Here is a 22,146-nt window from a genome sequence, read left to right as displayed (position 1 = left end):
TGGGAGGCACGGGCAGCTGTGTCGGGCAACACGCGTTCTTCTGCGCAGGCGACGGCGACGGACTACTGGCGGCGGCGGTTCGCCGCACCGGCACCGCAGCCCGCACTGCCGCTGGACTTTCCGCACCCGCCCCGCCAGGAGGGGACGGCGCCGCGCGCCCGGCGCGCCGCCGTGCTGGGCGCGACCGCCGACCGGGTGACCGGACTCGCCGCCCTCGTGGCCCTGCTGCACCGCTACGGCGGCGCCGCCGCGACCGGGACGGCGGTGGCGCACGAAGGGCTGCCGCTGCGCGTCGCGGTCGACGGCGACACCCCGTTCGCCGAACTGCGCGAACGGGTCGGGGCGGTGTGCGGCGAGGCCGCGCAGAACCGCCTGCCGACCGCCGAACTGCTGGACCTCCTCGCCCCCGAACCCTTCCGCGGCGGCGGGCTGTTGTGCGCCACGGGCTTCGGTGACGCGCCCTGGGACGAGGGCGGCCCGCTCGACCTGGCGCTGACCGTGGCCGACGGCGAGGTGTCGGCGGACTACCGGACCGACCTCTTCGAACCCGCCACCGTCGACCGGATCCTCGGCCACTACCGCACGCTCCTCGCCGACGCCCTCGCCCGCCCGGACACCCCGGTCGCCGGCCTGGAACTCCTCGACGACGGGGAACGCCGCCGGATCCTGCACGACTGGAACGACACCGCGCACGACGTACCCGCGCTCACCTGGCCGCGGATGTTCGCCGAACAGGTCGCCGCCCGCCCCGACGAGGTGGCCCTCGTCCACGAGGACGTCCGCCTCACCTACGCCGAACTCGACGCCCGCGCGGCCCGGCTGGCGCACGCCCTGGTGGCCCGGGGCGCCGGTCCGGAGACCGTGGTGGCCCTCGCCGTACCGCGCTCGGCCGACATGATCGTCGCGGAGGTCGCCGTCCTGAAGGCGGGCGCGGCCTATCTGCCGGTCGACACCGACTACCCGGCCGACCGCATCGCCTACATGCTCGCCGACGCCCGGCCGGTCTGCCTCGTCACCACCGCCGAGATCGTGCCCGACCTCCCCCCGGACATCGATCTGCTGGTGCTCGACGCCCTGGACACGATCGCCGAGCTGGCCGCCCGCCCCGCGCAAGGCCCCTCGGCCGCCGACGGGTTGACGGCCGCGCACGCGGCCTACGTGATCTACACCTCCGGCTCCACCGGCCGCCCCAAGGGCACGGTGCTCTCGCACGCCGGTGTGGCGGGGCTGGTCGCCACGCAGCGGGAGCGCTTCGGGATCGGCCCGCACAGCCGGGTCCTGCAGTTCGCCTCGCCCGGCTTCGACGTGGCGTTCTGGGACCTGTGCCTCGGACTGCTGTCCGGCGGCCGGCTGGTCGTCGTGCCCGCCGACCGCCGCCTTCCCGGCGCGCCGCTCGCCGACTACGCCGACGAGCACGGCATCACCTTCATGATCCTGCCGCCCGCCCTGCTCGCCGCGATGCCGGACGACGTGCGACTCCCGCCGCGGGCAACGCTGCTGGCCGGTACCGAGCGGGTGTCCCCCGAGCTGGTCGGCCGGTACGCGCGCGGCCGGATGATGTTCAACGCCTACGGTCCGACCGAGGCGACCACCAACTCCACGCTGGGCCTGTGCGATCCGGACACCCCGCCCGGCACCATCGTGCCGATCGGCGTGCCCGACCCCGGCACCCGCGCCTACGTCCTCGACGACCGGCTGCGGCCGGTCCCCGCCGGTGTGACGGGAGAGCTCTACCTCGGCGGCGCCGGCCTCGCCCGCGGCTACCTGGGCCGCCCCGGCCTGACCGCCGAACGCTTCGTCGCCGCCCCCGACGCCCTCGCCGCGGGCCCCGGCGACCGGCTCTACCGCACCGGCGACCTGGTGCGCTGGAAGGCCGACGGACGACTGGAGTTCCACGGCCGGGTGGACAGCCAGGTCAAGATCCGCGGCTTCCGCATCGAGCCCGGCGAGATCGAGTCCGTGCTGCGCTCCCACCCGGCCGTCGACCAGGCCGCCGTCGTCGTCCGCGAGGACCGCCCCGGCGAACGGCGCCTCGCCGCCTACGTCGTGCCCGCGCTGGACGCCGGCCCCCAGGCGGACGCGGAGGCCGGTGTCGCCGACTGGAAGGACCTGCACGAACTGCTGTACTCCGCGGCGGGTTCGGAGGGCTTCGAGGAGAACTTCGCCGGCTGGAACAGCATGTACGACGGGCTGCCCATCCCCCTCGCCGACCTGCGCGAGTGGCGGGAGGCGACCCTCGGCCGGATCCGCGCCCTGCGGCCCCGGCGCGTCCTGGAGATCGGCGTCGGCTCCGGCCTGCTGCTGTCCCGGCTCGCCCCGGACTGCGCGGCGTACTGGGGCACCGACCTGTCCGAGGAAGCCGTACGGGCCCTGGAAGCCCAGGTGTCCGCCGTCCCCGGCCTCGCGGGCCGGGTCACCCTGCTGGCCCGGCCCGCGCACGACCTCACCGGGCTGCCCGAGGGCCACTTCGACACGGTCGTCGTCAACTCCGTCGCCCAGTACTTCCCCGGCGGCGACTACCTCACCGGCGTGCTGCGCGCCGCCGCCGCGCTGCTCGCGCCCGGCGGCGCCCTCTTCGTCGGCGACGTACGCAACCTGCGGCTGCTGCGCACCCTGAGCGCGGCCGTCGAGGGCGGGCGGGCGCGGGAGCGGGGCGACGAGGCGGAGGCGGACAAGGAGGCCCTGCGCGCCGCCGTGGACCGGGCGCTCGCCTGGGAGGGCGAACTCCTCGTCGACCCGGACTACTTCACCACCCTCGACGGCCTCACCGCCGACATCCGGATCAAGCGCGGCACGCACCACAACGAACTCACCCGGTACCGCTACGACGTGGTCCTGCGGCCGCGCGCCGACGCGGGCGCGGACGCGGAGGCGCCCGGGTCGCCCTGGCCCGCGCTCGGTTCGGTCCACGCCCTCGACACCCTGCTCGCCGGGCGCCCGGACCGGCTGCGCGTCACCGGCATCCCCAACGCCCGCCTCGCCGAGGACCTCGCGGCGCTCGACGCCCTCCGGGACAGCAGCAGACCGGCCGGCGCGACGCACGGAGTGGACCCCGAGTCCCTCCACGAGAGCGCCGCCCGGCACGGCTACGAGGCGACGCTCACCTGGAACGGGGACGCCGAGGACGGCAGCCTGGACGCCGTGTTCGCGCCCGCCGGTGACGACCTCGCGGCCCCGTACCGCCCCGGCGGCGGCCGGCCCCTCACCAACCGTCCGGCACCCTTCCGCAACGTCACCGCGCTGATGACGGCCCTGCGCCGGCACGCCGCCGCGTACCTGCCCGACTACATGGTCCCGGCCGCCTTCGTCCCGCTGGACCGGCTGCCCGTCACCCCCAGCGGCAAGCTCGACGCCGCCGCCCTGCCCGTGCCGGACCCCACCCGGACCGGCGCCGGACGGGCCCCCGGCACGGACCGCGAGCGGCTGCTGTGCGAGCTGTACGCGCGGGCGCTGAGGGTGCCCTCGGTGGGCGTCGACGACGACTTCTTCGCGCTCGGCGGCGACAGCATCGTCGCCGTCCAGCTCCTCGTCCTGGCCCGCCGGGCCGGCCTGGAGCTGACCCCGCGCGACGTCTTCCGCCACCGCACGGTCGCGGAACTCGCCGGCGCCGCCCGCACCGCCGCGGCCGATCCCGTGGACGACCCCTCCTGGCAGCTGAGCGAGGACGAACTCGCTTCCCTGCGGGGCGAGTCCGCCGTCACCGTCGAGGAGACGCTGCCCCTCGGTCCGCTCCAGGAGGGCTTCTTCTTCCACGCCCTGATGGACGGCGCCGAACACGACGCCTATGTGGTGCAACAGGTCGTCGAGCTGTCCGGACCGGTCGACGGCGCCCTGCTGCGCCGGGCGGCGCAGCGGCTCCTCGACCGGCACGCCCCGCTGCGCGCCTGCTTCCGGCAGACGCCCGACGGCCGCCCCGTCCAGATCGTCGCCACCGGTCTCGAACTGCCCTGGCGCGAGGTCGACCTGGCCGCGCAGGACGACCTCGCGGTCCGCGGAGCCCTCGCCGAGGCCGTCGCCGCCGACGAACGGGCCCACCGCTTCGACCTCGCCCGGCCGCCGCTGGTCCGCTGTGCCCTGATCCGCTTCGGGGACGAGCGCAGCCGACTGGTCCTGACGTTCCACCACATCGTCGCGGACGGCTGGTCCCTGCCGATCCTGCACCGCGAACTGCTCGCCCTGTACGGCGACGACCCGGCGCCCCTGCCCGCGGTCGCCCCGTACCGCGGCTATCTGCGCCGGATCGCCGGTGCCGACCGCGAGGCCGCCCGGGCCGCCTGGCGCACCGCGCTCGCCGGCGTCGAGGAGCCCACCCGGCTGGTCGAGGTCCCGGCGCCCGCCGGACCCGTCGAGCCCGCGCAGATCCGCGTGGAGCTGTCCGAGCGGGTCACCGCCCGGCTCGCCGCCCGCGCCCGGGAACGCGGGGTGACCCTCGGTACGCTCGTGCAGGGCGCGTGGGGACTGCTCGTCGGCCGCATGACGGGCCGTCAGGACGTGCTGTTCGGCACCACCGTGGCCGGCCGCGACGCCGCCGTCGACGGCATCGAGTCGATGATCGGCCTGTTCATCAACACGCTGCCCACCCGGCTGCGCTGGACGCAGGGCGACACCCTCGGCGCTCTGCTGGAGCGGCTCCAGGAGGAGCAGAGCGCCCTGCTCGACCACCAGCACCTCGGCCTCGCGGACATCCAGCGGGCCGCCGGGCACACCGGGGGCGGCGAACTCTTCGACACGCTGGTGGTGTTCGAGAACTACCCCGGCGGCGACGGCGCCCCGGGCATCACCGACCCCACCGGCACGATCGCCGTCGCCGGGCACGCCTTCCACGACGCCGTGCACTACCCCCTGGCCCTCGTCGTCAAGCCCGGCCGCCGCCTCGACCTGCGGCTGAAGCACCACGCGCGGCGCCTGGACGCCGACGCCGCGCAGTCCCTCGCCGACCGGCTCACCCTCGTCCTGAACGCCCTGGCCGACGACCTCGACGCGCCGGTCGCCGCCCTCGAACTGCTCACGCCGCGCGAGCTGGCCGGCGCCCACCCGGCGGGGGAGTCCCGGCCGGTCCCGGCCACCACACTGGCCGCCGCGTTCGCCGCGCAGGCCGCGCGCACCCCGGACGCCACCGCCGTCGTCCCCGATGGCGCGGCCCCCCTCACCTACGCCGAACTGGATTCGCGAGCAGAGGAGTTGGCAGCCCGTCTGCGGGCCCGGGGCGCGGGCCGCGAGCGGTTCGTCGCGGTCGCCGTACCGCGCTCGGCCGAGCTGATGGTGGCGCTGCTGGCCGTCCTGAAGTCGGGGGCCGCCTATCTGCCCCTCGACCTGGACTACCCCGCCGAGCGGCTCGCCTACATGCTGACCGACTCGGGGACGACCACGGCTCTCACGACGGCACGGGACGCGGGACGGCTGCCGTCGGTCGAGGGCCTCGACGTGATCGAAATCGACGGTGTGACCGACGGGGCTGGTGTGACCGGTGTGACCGACGGGTCCGCGGCGGCGGGCGACCGCCCGGCCGCCGCGCCGGCCGCCCCCGTGGACCCGGCCCGCCCCGACGACCCCGCCTACCTCATCTACACCTCCGGCTCCACCGGCCGCCCCAAGGGCGTCGTCGTCACCCACCGCGCCATCGTCAACCGGCTGGCCTGGATGCAGGGCGAGTACGGCCTCGACCCCGGCGACCGGGTGCTCCAGAAGACGCCGTCGAGCTTCGACGTGAGCGTCTGGGAGTTCTTCTGGGCGCTGTGCGAGGGCGCCGCCGTCGTCCTCGCCGCGCCGGACGGACACCGCGACCCCGCCTATCTGGCCCGCCTGATCCGGGCCGAGGGCGTCACGACGATGCATTTCGTGCCGTCCATGCTGGAGGCGTTCCTCGCCTCCGGCGAGGTCACCGCCGACCCCATCTGGGCGGGCGGCCTGCGCCGGGTGTTCAGCAGCGGCGAGGCCCTGTCCGCAGCCGCGGCCCGCCGCTGGCACGACCTGACCGGGGTGCCGCTGCACAACCTGTACGGCCCCACCGAGGCCGCCGTCGACGTGACGTACCACGCCTACGACGGCGCCTGCGCCACCACCACCGTGCCCATCGGCCGGCCCGTGTGGAACACCGGCCTGCGCGTCCTCGATTCCTGCCTGCGCCCGGTCCCCGACGGGGTGCCAGGCGAGCTGTACCTGACCGGCGTCCAGCTGGCCCGCGGCTACCACCGGCGCCCCGCGCTCACCGCCGGCCGGTTCGTCGCCGACCCGTACGCCGCCGGACCGGGCGCCCGCATGTACCGCACCGGTGACCTGGTGCGCCGCCGGGCCGACGGCACCCTCGACTACCTCGGCCGCACCGACCGGCAGGTCAAGCTGCGCGGCAACCGGGTCGAACCCGGCGAGATCGAGGCCGCGCTGACCCGCCACCCGGCCGTCGCCCGGGGCGCGGTCGTCGTCCGCGACCAGCGCCTCGTCGCCTACGCGGTCCCCGCGGCCGGAACCGCCGTCGACCCCGCCGAACTGCGCGCAGCCCTCGCGGACGCGCTGCCCGCGCCCCTGGTCCCGGAGGCTTACGTCGTCCTCGCCGACCTCCCGCTCACCCCCAGCGGCAAGCTCGACCGGGCCGCGCTGCCCGCCCCCGAGGCCGAGCGCGCCGCCCGCCGGGAACCCGCAGGACCGCTGGAACGGCGGCTCACCGAGATCTTCGCGGCCGTCCTCGGCACCGCGGACGCCGGCCCCGACGACGACTTCTTCCGGCTCGGCGGCGACAGCATCAGCTCCATCGGCGTCGCCGGCCGGGCCCGCGCGGCCGGTCTGGACCTGAGCCCCCGCGACGTGTTCACCCACCGCACCCCCGCGGCCCTGGCGACGGCGGCCGGAAGCGCGAAGGCGGCCCCGGGCACGGGCCGGGCCCCCGCCACCCCCTTCACCCTCACCGCCGCCGAACACGCCCGCGTCCGCGCCCTCGCCGCCCCGGCCGCCGTCGCCGACGTATGGCCGCTGGCCCCCCTCCAGGAGGGCCTGTTCTTCCACTCGGCGTACGACGAGGGCGCCCTGGACGTCTACACCGTCCACGAGACGTTCGACTTCGCGACCCGGCTCGACACCGGACGGCTGCGCGCCGCCGTCCGCACCCTCCTCGCCCGCAACCCGGGCCTGCGCGCCGGCTTCACCAGCGAAGGCCTCGACCGGCCCGTGCAGTTCATCGCCCGGGACCCCGAGGTCCCGCTCGAGGAGGTCGACCTCTCCCACCTTCCCGCCGCCGAACAGGAGCTTCGTCTACGGGAGTTGACGGACGCGGAGCGCGGCCGGCGGTTCGACCTCTCGGCGCCCCCGCTGTTCCGGCTGCTCCTGCTGCGCCCGGGCGCGCGGCGCGGCGACCGGCTCGTCATCGGCCGTCATCTGATCCTCTGGGACGGCTGGTCGGCCTGGCTGTTCCTCGACGAGCTGTTCGCGCTCTACGAGACCGGCGGCGACGCGAACGCCCTTGCCGAGCGCGGAAGTTACCGGGACTACCTGACCTGGCTCGAGGAGCAGGACGACGCGGTCGCCACGGCCGCCTGGCGCGCCGCCCTGGCCGGTCTCGACGAGCCCACGCTGCTGGCCCCGGCCGCGGCCGACCGCCTCGAACCGGTCATCCCCGACCAGCTCGACCTCCGCCTGTCCGCCGAACTCGGCGACCGGCTGCGGGAGACGGGCCGCGCCCACGGTCTGACCCTGAACACGCTCCTCAACGCGGCCTGGGGGCTCACCCTCGCCTCCGCCACCGGACGCCCCGACGTGGTGTTCGGCACCACCGTGGCCGGCCGGCCCAGCGAGGTCGGTGACGTCGGCGACATCATCGGGCTCTTCCTCAACACGGTCCCCACCCGGATCGTCCTCGACCCCGCCGAGCCGGTCCTCGCACTGCTCCGCCGCATCCAGGGCGAACGCCTCGACCTCATGCCGTACGAGCACCTCAGCCTCGGCGTGCTCCAGGCCGGGACCGGACACCGCAGGCTCTTCGACACCCTGTTCGTGCTGCGCGACAACGACACCGAGGAACGGCTGGCGGACCTGCGCACCCGGCACGGCGCCACGGCCGTCGCCAACGTCGACGCCACCCACTACCCGGCCAACCTCGTCGTCACCCCGGGCCGCCGGATCGCCGTCACCCTCACCCACCGCCCCGACCTCGTGCCGGCCGACCGGGCCCGCGCTCTTCTCGACCGGTTCGCGCTGCTCGTCGACCGCCTGAGCGCCGACCTCACGGTGCCCGTCGGCTCCCTCGACCCGCTGCTGCCCGCCGAACACGAGGCGCTGCGCGCGGAGTCGGCGGCGAGCCGGGTGCCCGGCCCCGAGGACACCATCGCCGACCTGCTGGCCGCGCAGGCCGCACGCACCCCGCACGAGCGGGCCCTCGTCTTCGGCGAGCGCACCCTGACGTACGCCGAGCTCGACGCGGCCGTGAACCGCATGGCCCGGCTGCTGACCGACCGGGGCGCCGGCCCCGAGCGGGTCGTCGCGCTCGGCCTGCCGCGCTCCCTGGACATGGTGGTCGCGCTCTTCGCGGTCCTGCGCACCGGCGCCGCCTACCTGCCGCTGGAACTGGACCATCCGGCCGACCGGCTGTCCCTGATGCTGGCCGACGCCCGCCCGCTCCTGCTGCTCACCACCCGGGCCGTCTCCGCCACGCTGGACGGCGACATGGCCCGTGTCCTGCTCGACGACCCCGGCACCGGCAACGAGCTGGCCGGGCTGTCCGACACCCCGGTCCGGCTCCGCTTCAGCCTCGAACACCCCGCCTACGTCATCTACACCTCCGGCTCCACCGGCCGCCCCAAGGGCGTCGTCACCCCCTACCGGGGCCTGACGAACATGCAGCTCAACCACCAGAAGGAGATCTTCGCCCCGGCCATCGCCTCGGCCGGCGGGCGGCGGCTGCGCATCGCGCACACCGTGTCGTTCGCCTTCGACATGTCGTGGGAGGAACTGCTCTGGCTGGTCGAGGGCCACGAGGTGCACGTGTGCGACGAGGAGTTGCGCCGTGACGCCGAGGCGCTGGTCGCCTACTGCGAGCGGCATCGCGTGGACGTCGTCAACGTCACCCCGACCTACGCCCGGCTGCTGATCGAGCAGGGCCTGCTGACGGGCCATGTGCCGCCGCTGGTGCTGCTGGGCGGTGAGGCCGTCCCGGAGACGGTGTGGACGGCCCTGCGCGACACCGGGGGGACGTACGGCTACAACCTGTACGGGCCGACCGAGTACACCATCAACACCCTCGGCGGCGGCACCCTCGACAGCGAGACGCCCACCGTCGGCCGCCCCATCCGCGGCACCCGCGTCCACCTCCTCGACGCCTGGCTGCGCCCGGTGCCCGACGGCGTGCCCGGTGAGCTGTACATCGCCGGCATCGGCCTGGCCCGCGGCTACCTCGGCCGGCCCGCGCTGACCGCGGAACGCTTCGTCGCCGACCCGTTCGGGGAGCCCGGCGAGCGCATGTACCGCACCGGCGACCTGGTGCGCCGGAATTCCGACGGCAACCTCGACTTCCTCGGCCGCACCGACGACCAGGTCAAGATCCGCGGCTACCGCGTCGAACCCGGCGAGATCGAGACCGCCCTCAGCCGTCACCCGCTGGTCGCCCAGGCCGCCGTGGTGGTCCGCGACGAACGCCTCGTCGGCTATGTCGTGCCCTCCGGGGCCGACTCCGAGGAGCGCCGCGCGGCCGAGGCCGCGCAGGTCGGGGAGTGGCAGGAGATCTACTCCGACGAGTACGAGGAGATCGGCACCGCCGTCTTCACCGAGCGCTACGACGGCTGGGACAGCTCCTACGACGGGCGGCCCATCCCCTTCGAGGAGATGCACGAGTGGCGCGAGGCCACCCTCGCCCGCATCGGCGCGCTGCGCCCCCGCCGTGTCCTGGAGATCGGCGTGGGCTCGGGCCTGCTGCTGTCCCGGCTCGCCCCGGACGTGGAGGCCTACTGGGCGACCGACTTCGCCGCCCCCGTCATCCGCAAGATCGGTGAGGAGGTACGGCGGGACCCGGCCCTCGCCGCCAAGGTCGAACTGCGCTGCCGGCCGGCCGAGGACCTGAGCGGTCTGCCCACCGGCTACTTCGACACGATCGTCATCAACTCCGTCATCCAGTACTTCCCGAGCGTCGACCACCTCACCGCCGTACTGCGCGGCGCGATGGACCTGCTCGCGCCCGGCGGCGCCCTGTTCGTCGGAGACGTCCGCAACCTGCGGCTGGCCCGCACCTTCCACACCGAGGTCCAGCGCGCCCGCGGCACCGCCGAGGCCGACCTGGAGGCGGCGGTGGAGCGCGGCCTGCGGCTGGAGAAGGAACTCCTCGTCGACCCCGACTTCTTCACCACCCTCGGCTACGGGGCCGACCTGCGCACCAAGCGCGGGCACCACCACAACGAGCTGAGCCGGCACCGCTACGACGTCGTCCTGTACGCCGGCGAGCCGGACGTACGGCTCGACGACGTGCCGGTGGTCGACTGGGCCACGGCCGACACCGTCGGCGAACTCGTGCGCGGGGACTGGTCCGGCGCCGACAGCATCGGCGCACTGCTGGGCGGCAACTGGTCCGCGACCGGCGGCACCGGCCGGCACCCGCGCGGCGAACGGCCCGCGGGCCTGCGGCTGACCGGCGTGCCCGACGGCCGTACCTGCGCAGAGGGCGTCGACCCGGAGCACCTGTGCGAACTCGGCGCGGCCGCCGGATACCGGGTGCTGACCTCCTGGTCGGCGCGGACCGCAACGTTCGACGCGGTGTTCCTGGCGACCGCCACCGCCGAACCGCGCCTCACCGGCGGCCTGTTCCGCGCGGGTGGCGGCACCCACCCCTACGCCAACGACCCCACCGCCGCCCGCGGGGCGAGCGCCCTGGTGCGCCGGCTGCGCGAGGACCTGGGCCGCGAACTGCCCGACTACATGGTCCCGGCCGCCTTCGTCACCGTCGACGGCCTGCCCATGAACGCCAACGGCAAGCTCGACGTGCGCGCCCTGCCCGACGCCGAGCCCGCCGTCGCCCTCGGTGGCGGACGCGGCCCGCGCACCCCGCGGGAGGAGGTGCTGTGCCGGCTGTTCGCCGAGGTGCTGGGGCTGCCCGAGGCCGGCGCCGAGGACGACTTCTTCGACCTGGGCGGACACTCGCTGCTCGCCACCCGGCTGGTCAGCCGCGCCCGTACCGAACTGGGCGCCGAACTCGCCATCCGCGACCTCTTCGAGGCGCCCACCCCGGCGCTGCTCGCGGGCCGCGCCGACCAGGCGAGCCCGGCCCGGCCGGCCGTCGCCCCCGTCACGGACCGGCCGGCCCGCATTGCGCTGTCCGCCGCGCAGCGCCGCCTCCTGCTGGTCGAGCAGATCACCGGAAGCGGCGTCGCCTACCACTTCCCGCTGGTCTTCCGGCTGCGCGGCGCCCTCGACACCGAAGCCCTGCGCACCGCCCTGCGGGACGTCGCCGGGCGCCACGAGGCGCTGCGGACGGTGTTCCCCGTGCACGAGGGCGAGCCGTACCAGCGGATCCTCCCGGCCGCCGAGGCGTTCCCCGACTGCACGGTGACCGACTGCGCCGAGGACGCGCTGCCCGCGCTGATCGAGGCGGCCCAGCGCCGCCCCTTCGACCTGACGACCGAACTCCCGCTGCGCTGCGAGGTGTTCCGGCTGGGCCCGGACGACCACGTGGTGGCCGTCGTCCTGCACCACATCACCACCGACGAGTGGTCCGACCGCCCCTTCCTCGCCGACCTCGACGCCGCCTACGCGGCCCGCTGCGAGGGACGGCCGCCCGCCTGGGCGCCCCTGCCGGTGCAGTACGCCGACTACACCCTCTGGCAGGACGACCTGCTCGCCCGGACCGGCGAGAGCCGGCTCGCCCACTGGGCGGACGCCCTGCGCGGCCTGCCCGACGAGCTCGCCCTGCCCGCCGACCGGCCGCGTCCGGCCGAACCGACCGGGCGCGGCGGCAAGGTCCGCCTGGAGCTGCCCACCGCCACCGGCCACGCCCTGCGTGACCTCTCCGCGGCCACCGGGACCAGCATGTTCATGCTGTTCCAGGCCGCCACCGCGGCGCTGCTGCACCGGCTCGGCGCGGGGGACGACATCCCGCTCGGCGCGCCCATCGCGGGCCGCACCGACGAGGCGCTCGGCGAACTCGTCGGCTTCTTCGTCAACACCCTGGTCCTGCGCACCGACCTGTCCGGCGAGGACCTGACGTTCCGGCGGCTGCTGGGCCGGGTGCGGGAGTCGTCCCTGAAGGCCTTCGAGTACCAGGACCTGCCCTTCGACCGGGTCGTGGAGACCCTCAACCCGCCCCGGGTGGCCGGCCGCAACCCCCTCTTCCAGGTCATGCTGGGCTACCACCACCGGCCCGACGGCGACCCGGACGTGCTCGGCCTGCGGACCGAATGGTTCGACATGGACACCGGCATGGCCAAGTTCGACCTCCACTTCACCTTCGTCGACGAGACCGGCCGCGACCGTGTCGTGCTGCTCCTGGAGTACGCGAGCGACCTCTTCGACCACGGGACGGCCGAGCGGCTCGCCGCCCGTACGGCCCGGCTGCTGGAACACGCCGCGGCCGAACCTGACCGCCCGGTGCGCGACCTGCGGATCCTGGCGGAGGCCGAACGGGCGCAGGTGCTTCAGGAGTGGAACGCCACCGCACACCCCGTCCCCTGCGCCACCCTGCCCGGCCTCTTCTCCGCCCAGGCGGCGCGCACCCCGCGGGCCACGGCGCTCGTCTTCGAGGGCGAGCGGCTGACGTACGCGGAGCTGGACGCCCGGGTGGAGCGGACCGCACGGGTGCTGGCCGGGCTGGGCGCGGGCCCCGAGCGGACGGTGGCCGTCGCGCTCCCGCGCTCGCCCGAACTGGTCGTCGCCCTGCTCGCCGTCCACCGCGCCGGAGCCGCCTATCTCCCCCTCGACCCGGACCACCCGCAGGAACGCCTCGCGCTGATGGTCGAGGACGTCCGTCCGGTGTGCGTGATCCGCGACGGCCTGCCGACCGGCCCCGAGGCGGACCTGCCCGCGGCCCTCGATCCGGCGCACCCCGCTTACGTGATCTACACCTCCGGCTCCACCGGCCGCCCCAAGGGTGTCGTCGTCCCGCACGAGGGCATCGTCAACCGGCTGCTGTGGATGCAGCACACCTACGGTCTGACCGCCGCCGACCGGATCCTGCAGAAGACGCCGTCCAGCTTCGACGTGTCGGTGTGGGAGTTCTTCTGGCCGCTGATCACCGGCGCCGCCCTGGTGCTCGCCCGGCCCGAGGGCCATCGCGACCCGGCCTACCTGGCCCGGCTGATCCGTGAACAGGACGTCACCACCGTCCACTTCGTGCCCTCCATGCTCCAGCTGTTCCTGGAGGAGCCCACCGCCGCGCACTGCGTCGGCCTGCGCCGGGTGTTGTGCAGCGGCGAGGCCCTGCCCGTCGGCCTGGCCCACCGCTTCCACGAGGTCCTGACCGCCGGGCTGCACAACCTCTACGGGCCGACCGAGGCGTCGGTCGACGTGACGGCCGTCGAGATCGGGCCGGACGCGCCGAGCGTGCCGATCGGCCGCCCGGTGTGGAACACCCGGGTGTACGTCCTCGACGCCGGGCTGCGCCCGGTGCCCCCCGGCGTCCCCGGCGAGCTGTACCTCGCGGGCGTCCAGCTGGCCCGCGGCTACCTCGGCCGGGCCGCGCTGACCGCCGAGCGGTTCGTCGCCGACCCGTACGGGGCGCCGGGAAGGCGCATGTACCGCACGGGCGACCTGGCCCGGTGGACGGCCGACGGGACGGTCGAGTACCTGGGCCGCACCGACGACCAGGTGAAGGTGCGCGGCTTCCGCGTCGAACCCGGCGAGATCGAGGCAGCCCTGACCCGGCACCCGGCCGTCGCCCACGCCGTCGTCGTGGTCCGTGACCAGCGGCTGGTGGCCTATGTGGTGCCGGACCCGGACGCCGCACCGGTGGACGCGACGGCGCTGCGCGCCCACACGGCCGCCGCGCTCCCCGCGCACCTGGTGCCCGCGGCCTTCGTCCCGCTCCCCGCGCTGCCCCTCACCCCCAACGGCAAGCTCGACCGACGGGCCCTGCCCGCACCCGACTTCACGTCCGCGGGCACGCGGGGCGCCCCGCCGCGCGGCCCGCGCGAGGAGATCCTCGGCGCACTCTTCGCCGACGTCCTCGGCCTCGACCGGGTCGGCGCCGACGACGACTTCTTCACCCTCGGCGGACACTCCCTGCTCGCCATGCGACTGGTCAGCCGCGCCCGCACGGTCCTCGGAGCGGACCTCACCGTCCGTACCGTCTTCGAGGCGCCCACCCCCGCGCTGCTCGCCGCGCGGCTCGACGACCGGGCCGGCGGCCTGCCCGCCCTCGTCCCCGCGGACCGGCCCGAGGAACTCCCGCTGTCCTTCGCCCAGCAGCGGCTCTGGCTGCTGCACCGCATCGAGGGGCCGGGCGCCACCTACCACATCCCGGCGGCCTGGCGGCTGACCGGTCACCTCGACCCGGACGCGCTGGCCGCCGCGCTGAACGACGTCGCGGTACGCCACGAGAGCCTGCGCACCGTCTTCCCCGAGAGCGACGGCCGGGCCCGCCAGGTCGTGCTCGACCCGTCCCGCGTCACGGTCCCCGTCGAGCACGGCCGGGTCACGGAGGGCGAACTGCCCGGCCGGCTCGCCGAGGCCGCCGCGCGGGGCTTCGAGCTCGACCGCGACCTTCCGCTGCGCGCCCACGTGTTCGCCCTGAACCCGGACGAACACGTCCTGCTGCTGGTGCTGCACCACATCGCCGGCGACCAGTGGTCCGACGGCCCCCTCTGGCGCGACCTGGCCCTCGCCTACGAGGCCCGCCGTGCGGGACACCGGCCCGGGTGGGCGCCGCTGCCCGTGCAGTACGCCGACTACGCCCTCTGGCACCGCGAGGCACTCGGCGACGCCGACGCGCCGGACAGCCGCCAGTCCCGCCAGCTCACCTACTGGCAGGGCGCGCTCGCGGGCCTGCCGGAGGAACTCGCACTGCCCGCCGACCGGCCCCGGCCGCCGGAGAGCAGCCACCGCGGTGGCGCCGTCGGACTGACCGTCGACGCTCGACGGACCCGGGACCTGCGCACGCTGGCCCGCCGTCATGGCGTCAGCATGTTCATGGTCGCCCAGGCGGCCGTCGCCGCGCTGCTGCACCGGCTCGGCGCCGGAACGGACATCCCGCTGGGCGCACCGGTCTCGGGGCGCTCCGACGAACATCTCGAAGACCTGGTCGGCTTCTTCGTCAACACGCTCGTCCTGCGCACCGACCTGTCCGGCGACCCCACCTTCGCCGAGTTGCTCGCCCGCGTCCGGGAGACCGACCTCGCCGCCTACGAGCACCAGGACCTGCCCTTCGAACGCCTGGTGGAGGCAGTCAACCCGGCCCGCTCACTGGCCCGGCACCCGCTGTTCCAGGTGATGGTCGTGCACCTGGAGAACGCCGGCGCCACCCCCGCCCTGTCCGGTCTGAGCGCGCACCGCGAACCGCTCGGCCAGCAGGGCGCCAAGTTCGACCTCAGCTTCGACTTCGTCGAGCAGGGCGAGGAAGGGCTGCGGTGCTGGATCGAGTACAGCGCCGACTTCTTCGACGAGTCGACCGCCGAACTCCTCGCCGAGCGGCTGGACGCGCTGCTGGAGCAGGTCGCCGCCGACCCCGGCCGCCGTGTCGGCAGCCTCGACGTGCTGCGCGACGACGAACGCGCCCTCGTCCTCACCGAGTGGAACGACACCGCGCGGCCCGTCCCCGCCCTCACCCTGCCCGAGCTGTTCCGCGCGCAGGCCGCCCGCACCCCCGGGGCCACCGCGGTCGTCTTCGAGGACGGCGCTCTCACCTACGCCGAACTCGACCTGCGGGTGGAGTCCCTCGCCCGCACCCTCGCCGCGCACGGGGCGCGGGCCGAGGCCATCGTGGCCGTCGCCCTGCCGCGTTCCCTCGCCCTGGTGGTGGCGCTGCTCGCGGTCCACCGCGCGGGCGCCGCCCACCTGCCCCTCGACACCGGTTACCCGGCCGAGCGGCTCGCGTACACGCTCACCGACGCCCGCCCGGTCTGCCTGGTCACCACCGAAGGGGTCACCCTCCCGGACACCGGCGTGCCCACCCTCACGGTGGACGCCGGCGGCGCCCCCGACCGCCCGGCGCACGCCCCGCTGCCCACCGCCCACGACCCCCGCCACCCCGCCTACGTCATCTACACCTCCGGCTCCACCGGCCGCCCCAAGGGCGTCACGGTGCCTCACGAGGGCATCGCCAACCGGCTCCTGTGGATGCAGCACACCTACCGTCTCGACTCAGGTGACCGGGTCCTGCAGAAGACCCCGGCCGGGTTCGACGTGTCGGTGTGGGAGTTCTTCTGGCCGCTCGTCACCGGCGCCACCCTGGTCGTGGCCCGCCCCGAGGGCCACCAGGACCCGGCCTACCTCGCCGACCTGATACGGCGACAGCACATCACCACGGCCCACTTCGTGCCGTCGATGCTGCGTGCCTTCCTCGACGAACAGGCCGCGGCCGGGTGCACCGGACTGCGCCAGGTGATGTGCAGCGGTGAGGCGCTGCCCGCCGCGCTGGCCGCCCGCTTCCACCGGACCCTGCCGGGCAGCCGCCTGCACAACCTGTACGGCCCGACGGAGGCGTCCGTCGACGTCACCGCCCACGAGGTGCCCGCCGACCCGGCCGCCGTGCCGATCGGCCGCCCGGTGTGGAACACCCGCACCTACGTCCTGGACGCCGCGCTGCGCCCGGTCCCGCCCGGCGTGGCCGGCGAACTGTACCTGGCGGGCGTCCAGTTGGCCCGCGGCTACCTGGGCCGCGCCGGCCTGACCGCCGAGCGGTTCGTCGCCGACCCCCACGCCGACGGGCCCGGCGCCCGGATGTACCGCACCGGGGACCTGGCCCGCTGGACCCGGGACGGCACGCTGGAGTACCTCGGCCGCTCCGACGACCAGATCAAGCTGCGCGGCCTGCGGATCGAGCTCGGCGAGATCGAGACCGTCCTCGCCGCGCACCCGTCCGTCGACCACGCCACCGTCGTCCTGCGCGACGCGCACCTGATCGCGTACGTCGTCCCGGCCGGGGACGGCACGCCGGTGCACGCGACCGCGCTGCGCGCCCACGCCGCCGCCGTGCTGCCCGGCCACATGGTCCCGGCCGCCGTCGTCACCCTCGACGCCCTCCCGCTCACCCCCAACGGCAAGCTGGACCGCCGGGCGCTGCCCGCCCCCGACTTCGCCGCCGAGGTGACCGGCACCCGGCCGCGCACGGCGCTGGAGGAGACCCTCGGCGCGCTCGTCGCGGACGTCCTCGGCCTCGAACGGGTCGGTGTCGAGGACGACTTCTTCTCCCTGGGCGGCGACAGCATCGTCGCCATGCAGCTGGTCGCCCGCGCCCGCGCCGCCGGGCTCGCGTTCAGCCCGCGTGACGTGTTCCGGCACAAGTCCGTCGCGGGCCTGGCCACCGTGGCCGCCGGCACCGGCCCCGCCCCCGCCGGCGGGGACCACGACACCGCCCCCCTGCTCGACCTCACCGACGACGAGCGCGCCGAACTCGCCGCCCTGCCCGCCGGAACCGAGGTCCTGCCCGTCTCCCCGCTCCAGGCCGGTCTGCTCTTCCACGCCGCCCTCGACTCCGGCGAGGAGGGCCCCGACGTCTACACCGTCCAGGTCTCCTACGACCTGGAGGGACCACTGGACGCCGACCGGCTGCGCGCCGCCGGGCAGGCGGTGCTCGACGCGCACGAGAACCTGCGCAGCGGCTTCCGGCACCTGAGCTCCGGGCGGCCCGTCGCCGTCGTACCGCGCACCGCCGTACTGCCCTGGCGCCGGCTCGACCTCACCGGCCCGGACAGCGGCACGGACACCGACCGGACCGACGACCCGCACGCGTGGACCCGGCTGCTCGGTCAGGAGCGGCGCCGCTTCGATCCCGAACGCCCGCCGTTGCTCAGGCTGCTGCTGGCCCGGCTCGGCCCGGACCGGCACCGGCTCGTGCTCTCGCACCAGCACCTCCTGCTGGACGGCTGGTCACTGCCGCTGCTCACCGCCGAGCTGTGGGCGCGCTACGAGGGCCGCACCCCCGTCGCGCCGGCCCCGTACCGCGAGCATCTGCGGCTGCTGGCCGCCCAGGACCCGGCCGCCTCGGCCGCCGCGTGGGCCGAGGCCCTCGGCTCTCTCGCCGAACCCACCCGGCTCGCGCCCGTCGACGCCGACCGCGGCGCCGCGGTGCCGCACACCCACACCGTCGCCCTGGACGCCGTCCGCACGGCGGAGCTGGAGGCGTTCGCCCGGCGCCGGGGCGTCACCCTCAACACCCTCGTCCAGGCCGCCTGGGGTGTCCTCCTCGGCCGGCTCACCGGACGGGAGGACGTGGTGTTCGGCGCGACCGTCGCCGGCCGCTCGCCCGAGCTGGCCGGGTCCGAGTCGATGATCGGCCTGTTCATCAACACCGTGCCCGTGCGGGTGCGGATCCGTCCGGGGGAGAGCACGGCCGGCCTGCTGGCCCGGCTCCAGGACGAGCAGTCCCGGCTCATCGCCCATCAGCACCTCGGCCTCGCCGACATCCAGCGGGCCGCCGGACTCGGCGAACTCTTCGACACCCTCGTGGTGTTCGAGTCGTACCCGGTGACCGAGGCGGACGGGGAAGGCACCGGAGCGCGCGTCACGGTCCGCGACCACGAGGACTCCACCCACTATCCGTTCGCCTGGGCCGTCGAGCCCGCGGAGCGGCTCCGGCTGACCGCCGAGTTCCGCCCCGAGCTGTTCACGCCCGCCACCGTGCGGCGGATCACCTCCGCCCTGACCGTCCTGCTCACCGGCATGGCGGCCGACCCCGACCGCCCGGTCGGACGACTCGACCTGCTGGGCCCCGACGACCGGCACACCGTCCTTCGGACCTGGAACGACACCGCGCTGCCCGAACCGGCCGACGAGCGGCCGGGCACCGTGCCCGCGCTGTTCGCCGCCCGGGCGGCCGCCGCACCGGACGAGGTCGCCGTCACCGATGGCTCGGTGACCTGGACGTTCGCCGAACTCGACGCCCGCACCGACCGGTTGGCGCGCACCCTCGCCGGACACGGCGCAGGCCCCGAGCGGATCGTGGCCCTCGCCCTGCCCCGCACCGCCGACCACATCGCCGCGATCCTCGCCGTGATGAAGTCGGGCGCCGCCTATCTGCCCCTCGACCCCGACCTGCCCGGGTCGCGGCTCACCGGCATGCTCGACGACGCCCGCCCGGTCCTGGTCCTGGCCACCGAGGAGAGCGCCCGCGCGCTGCCCGCCACCGGGATCCCGGTACTGCTCCTCGACGCCCCGGCCGACGCCCTGCCGGAGGCGGATCCCACCCCTCCCGCTCCCGACCACCCCGCCTACGTCATCTACACCTCCGGCTCGACGGGCCGCCCCAAGGGTGTCGTCGTCACCCAGCGCGGTATCGCCAACCTCTTCCACAGCCACCGCCACGACCTGCACGAAGTGGCCCGGCGCCGCACCGGACGCCGGCACCTGCGCGTCGGGCACGCCTGGTCCTTCTCCTTCGACGCCTCCTGGCAGCCGCAGCTGTGGCTGCTGGACGGGCACGCCCTGCACATCGCGGACGACGAGACCCGCCGCGACCCCGAGCTCCTCACCGCCTTCGTCCGCGACCGGGGCATCGACTTCATCGAGGTCACCCCGTCGCTGCTGGCCCAGATGGCGGACAGCGGGCTGATCGGCCCCGAGGGCGACTGCCCGCTCTCCGTGGTCGGCTTCGGCGGCGAGGCCGTACCCCCGTTGCTGTGGGCCCGGCTGGCCGCGCTGCCGGACACCGAGGCGGTCAACCTGTACGGCCCCACCGAGGCCACCGTGGACGCCCTCGTCGGCCGGGTCCGCGACAGCGCGAGCCCGGTCGTCGGACGCCCCGTCCACGGCTCGCGCGCCTATGTGCTGGACACCGCGCTGCGCCCGGTCCCGCCCGGCGTCACCGGCGAGCTGTACCTCTCGGGGCCGGGCCTGGCCCGCGGCTACCTCGGCCGGCCGGACCTGACCGCCGAGCGCTTCGTGGCCGACCCGTTCGGTCCACCCGGGGAGCGCATGTACCGCACCGGTGACCTGGCCCGCTGGACCGAGGACGGCCTGCTGGAGTTCGCCGGCCGCACCGACGACCAGGTCAAGATCCGCGGCTTCCGGGTCGAACTCGCCGAGATCGAGGCCGCGTTGGACACCCACCCGGCCGTCGCGCAGACGGTCGTCGTGGCCCGCGAACACCGGCCGGGCGTACGGCAGCTCATCGCGTACGCCGTCGTCCCGGACGGCGACGGAACGCCGGTGAACGCGGCCGCCCTGCGTGCCCACGCCGCCGCCGCGCTGCCCGACTACATGGTCCCGGCCGCCGTGGTCGCCCTGGACCGGCTGCCGCTGCTCTCCAACGGCAAGCTCGACCGGGCCGCCCTGCCCGCACCGGACTTCACCGCCGGGGGCGGCGGCCGGGCCCCCGCGAGCGACGCCGAGCGCACCCTGCGCGACCTGTTCGCGGACGCCCTCGGGCTGCCCGCCGAGGCGGTCGGCACGGACGACGACTTCTTCACCTTCGGCGGCGACAGCATCGTCGCCATGCAGCTCGTCGCCCGGGCCAGGGCCGGCGGCCTGCGGATCACCCCCCGTCAGGTCTTCCGGCACCGCACCGTCGCCGCGCTCACCGCCGTCGCCGTCCCGCTCGGCGCCGACGAACGGCACGCCGCCCACGACGACGGCACCGGCACCGTCGTGCTCACCCCGGTCATGCGCGCCCTGCTCGAACGCGGCGGCCCCATCGCGGCCTATCACCAGGCGGCCCTGGTCCGCACCCCGGCCGACCTGACCGGGCCCGGACTGCTGGCCGTGCTCACGGCGCTCGCCGCCCGGCACGACATGCTCCGCGCCCGGCTCGTCCGCGAACCGGAGCGGACCCTGCGGGTCCCCCCGGCGCGGGAGACCGACGTCAGCACCTGGCTCACCCGGGCCGACGTGCGCGGCGCGGACGAGGCCGCACTGCGCGCCGCCATCTCCGCCCACGCCGCGACGGCACGGGCCGGGCTGGACCCGGAGGGCGGGGCGATGGTGCGGGCGGTCTGGTTCGACGCCGGGCCAGGGCACCCCGGCCGGCTGCTGATCCTCGTCCACCACCTGGTGATCGACGGCGTCTCCTGGCGTGTCCTGCTGCCCGACCTCGCCACCGCCTGGGCCGCCGTGCGCACCGGCCGCCCGGCCGAACTGGCCCCCGTGGAGCTGTCGTTCGCCCGCTGGTCACGGCTGCTCGGGACCCGCGCCGGCGATCCGGCGGCCGAGGACGAGCTGCCCTGGTGGACCTCCGCCCTCGCCGACGGCGCCGGCCTCCCCCTGGCCCGCCCGCTGGACCCGGCCCGGGACACGGTCGCCACCACCCGCCACCTCTCGCTGACCCTGCCCGCCGACCTGACCGGCCCCCTGCTGAGCCGGGTCCCGGCCGCCTTCGGCGCCACCGTCAACGACGTCCTGCTCACCGCGTTCGCCCTCGCGGTCGCCGACTGGCGGGCCCGGACCCCCGGCGCGCGGGGACCGGGCGGACCCGTCCTGGTCGACCTGGAGGGCCACGGCCGCGAGGAGGAACTCGCGGGCGGCGCCGACCTGTCCCGTACGGTCGGCTGGTTCACCAGCGTCGTGCCCGTCCGGCTCGACCCGGGCGAGGCCGACCTGACGGACGCCTTCACGGGCGGCCCCGCGCTGGACGAGGCGCTGGCCCGGATCCGCGCCCACCTCGCGGCGCTGCCCGCCTCCGGGATCGGACACGGCCTGCTGCGCCGGCTCAACCCCCGGACCGGCCCCGGACTGGCCCGACTCGGCGAGCCGCAGATCGAGTTCAACTACATGGGCCGCTTCGAGTACCCGGAGGCCGCCGACTGGTCCTACGCCCCCGAGGACGACGCCGCCGACCTCGACGCGGACCCCGGCATGCCGATGTCCCACGCCCTCACCCTCGACGCCCTCACCGAGGACCGTCCCGAGGGGCCGGAGCTGAGCGCCCACTGGGCGTACGCGGCCGGACTCCTCACCGAGGACGCCGTACGGGACCTGGCGCGGACCTGGTTCCGGGCGCTGGAGGCGCTGGTACGGCGGGCGTCCACCCTGAACAAGCCCTGACCGAAGGGCACTTGCCCACGAGTACCGACCAGATCAGACAGACCCCCAGAG

1 protein-coding gene is annotated in these 22,146 nt (G+C 75.5%); it reads left to right on the top strand.

All coding sequences use genetic code 11. From position 1 onward, the window contains the following. Positions 1–18: 18 nt before the first annotated feature. Complete coding sequence (locus QQM72_RS09755; protein ID WP_314220400.1) at positions 19–22,095, top strand: non-ribosomal peptide synthase/polyketide synthase; 22,077 nt, start codon at positions 19–21, stop codon at positions 22,093–22,095. Positions 22,096–22,146: the final 51 nt, after the last annotated feature.

This window comes from Streptomyces zaehneri, assembly GCF_032248645.1.
GTDB classification, from domain to species: Bacteria; Actinomycetota; Actinomycetes; order Streptomycetales; family Streptomycetaceae; genus Streptomyces; species Streptomyces coriariae.
The sequence above is the reverse complement of the archived record's forward strand: the minus strand, read 5'-3'. Positions and strand labels throughout refer to the sequence as shown.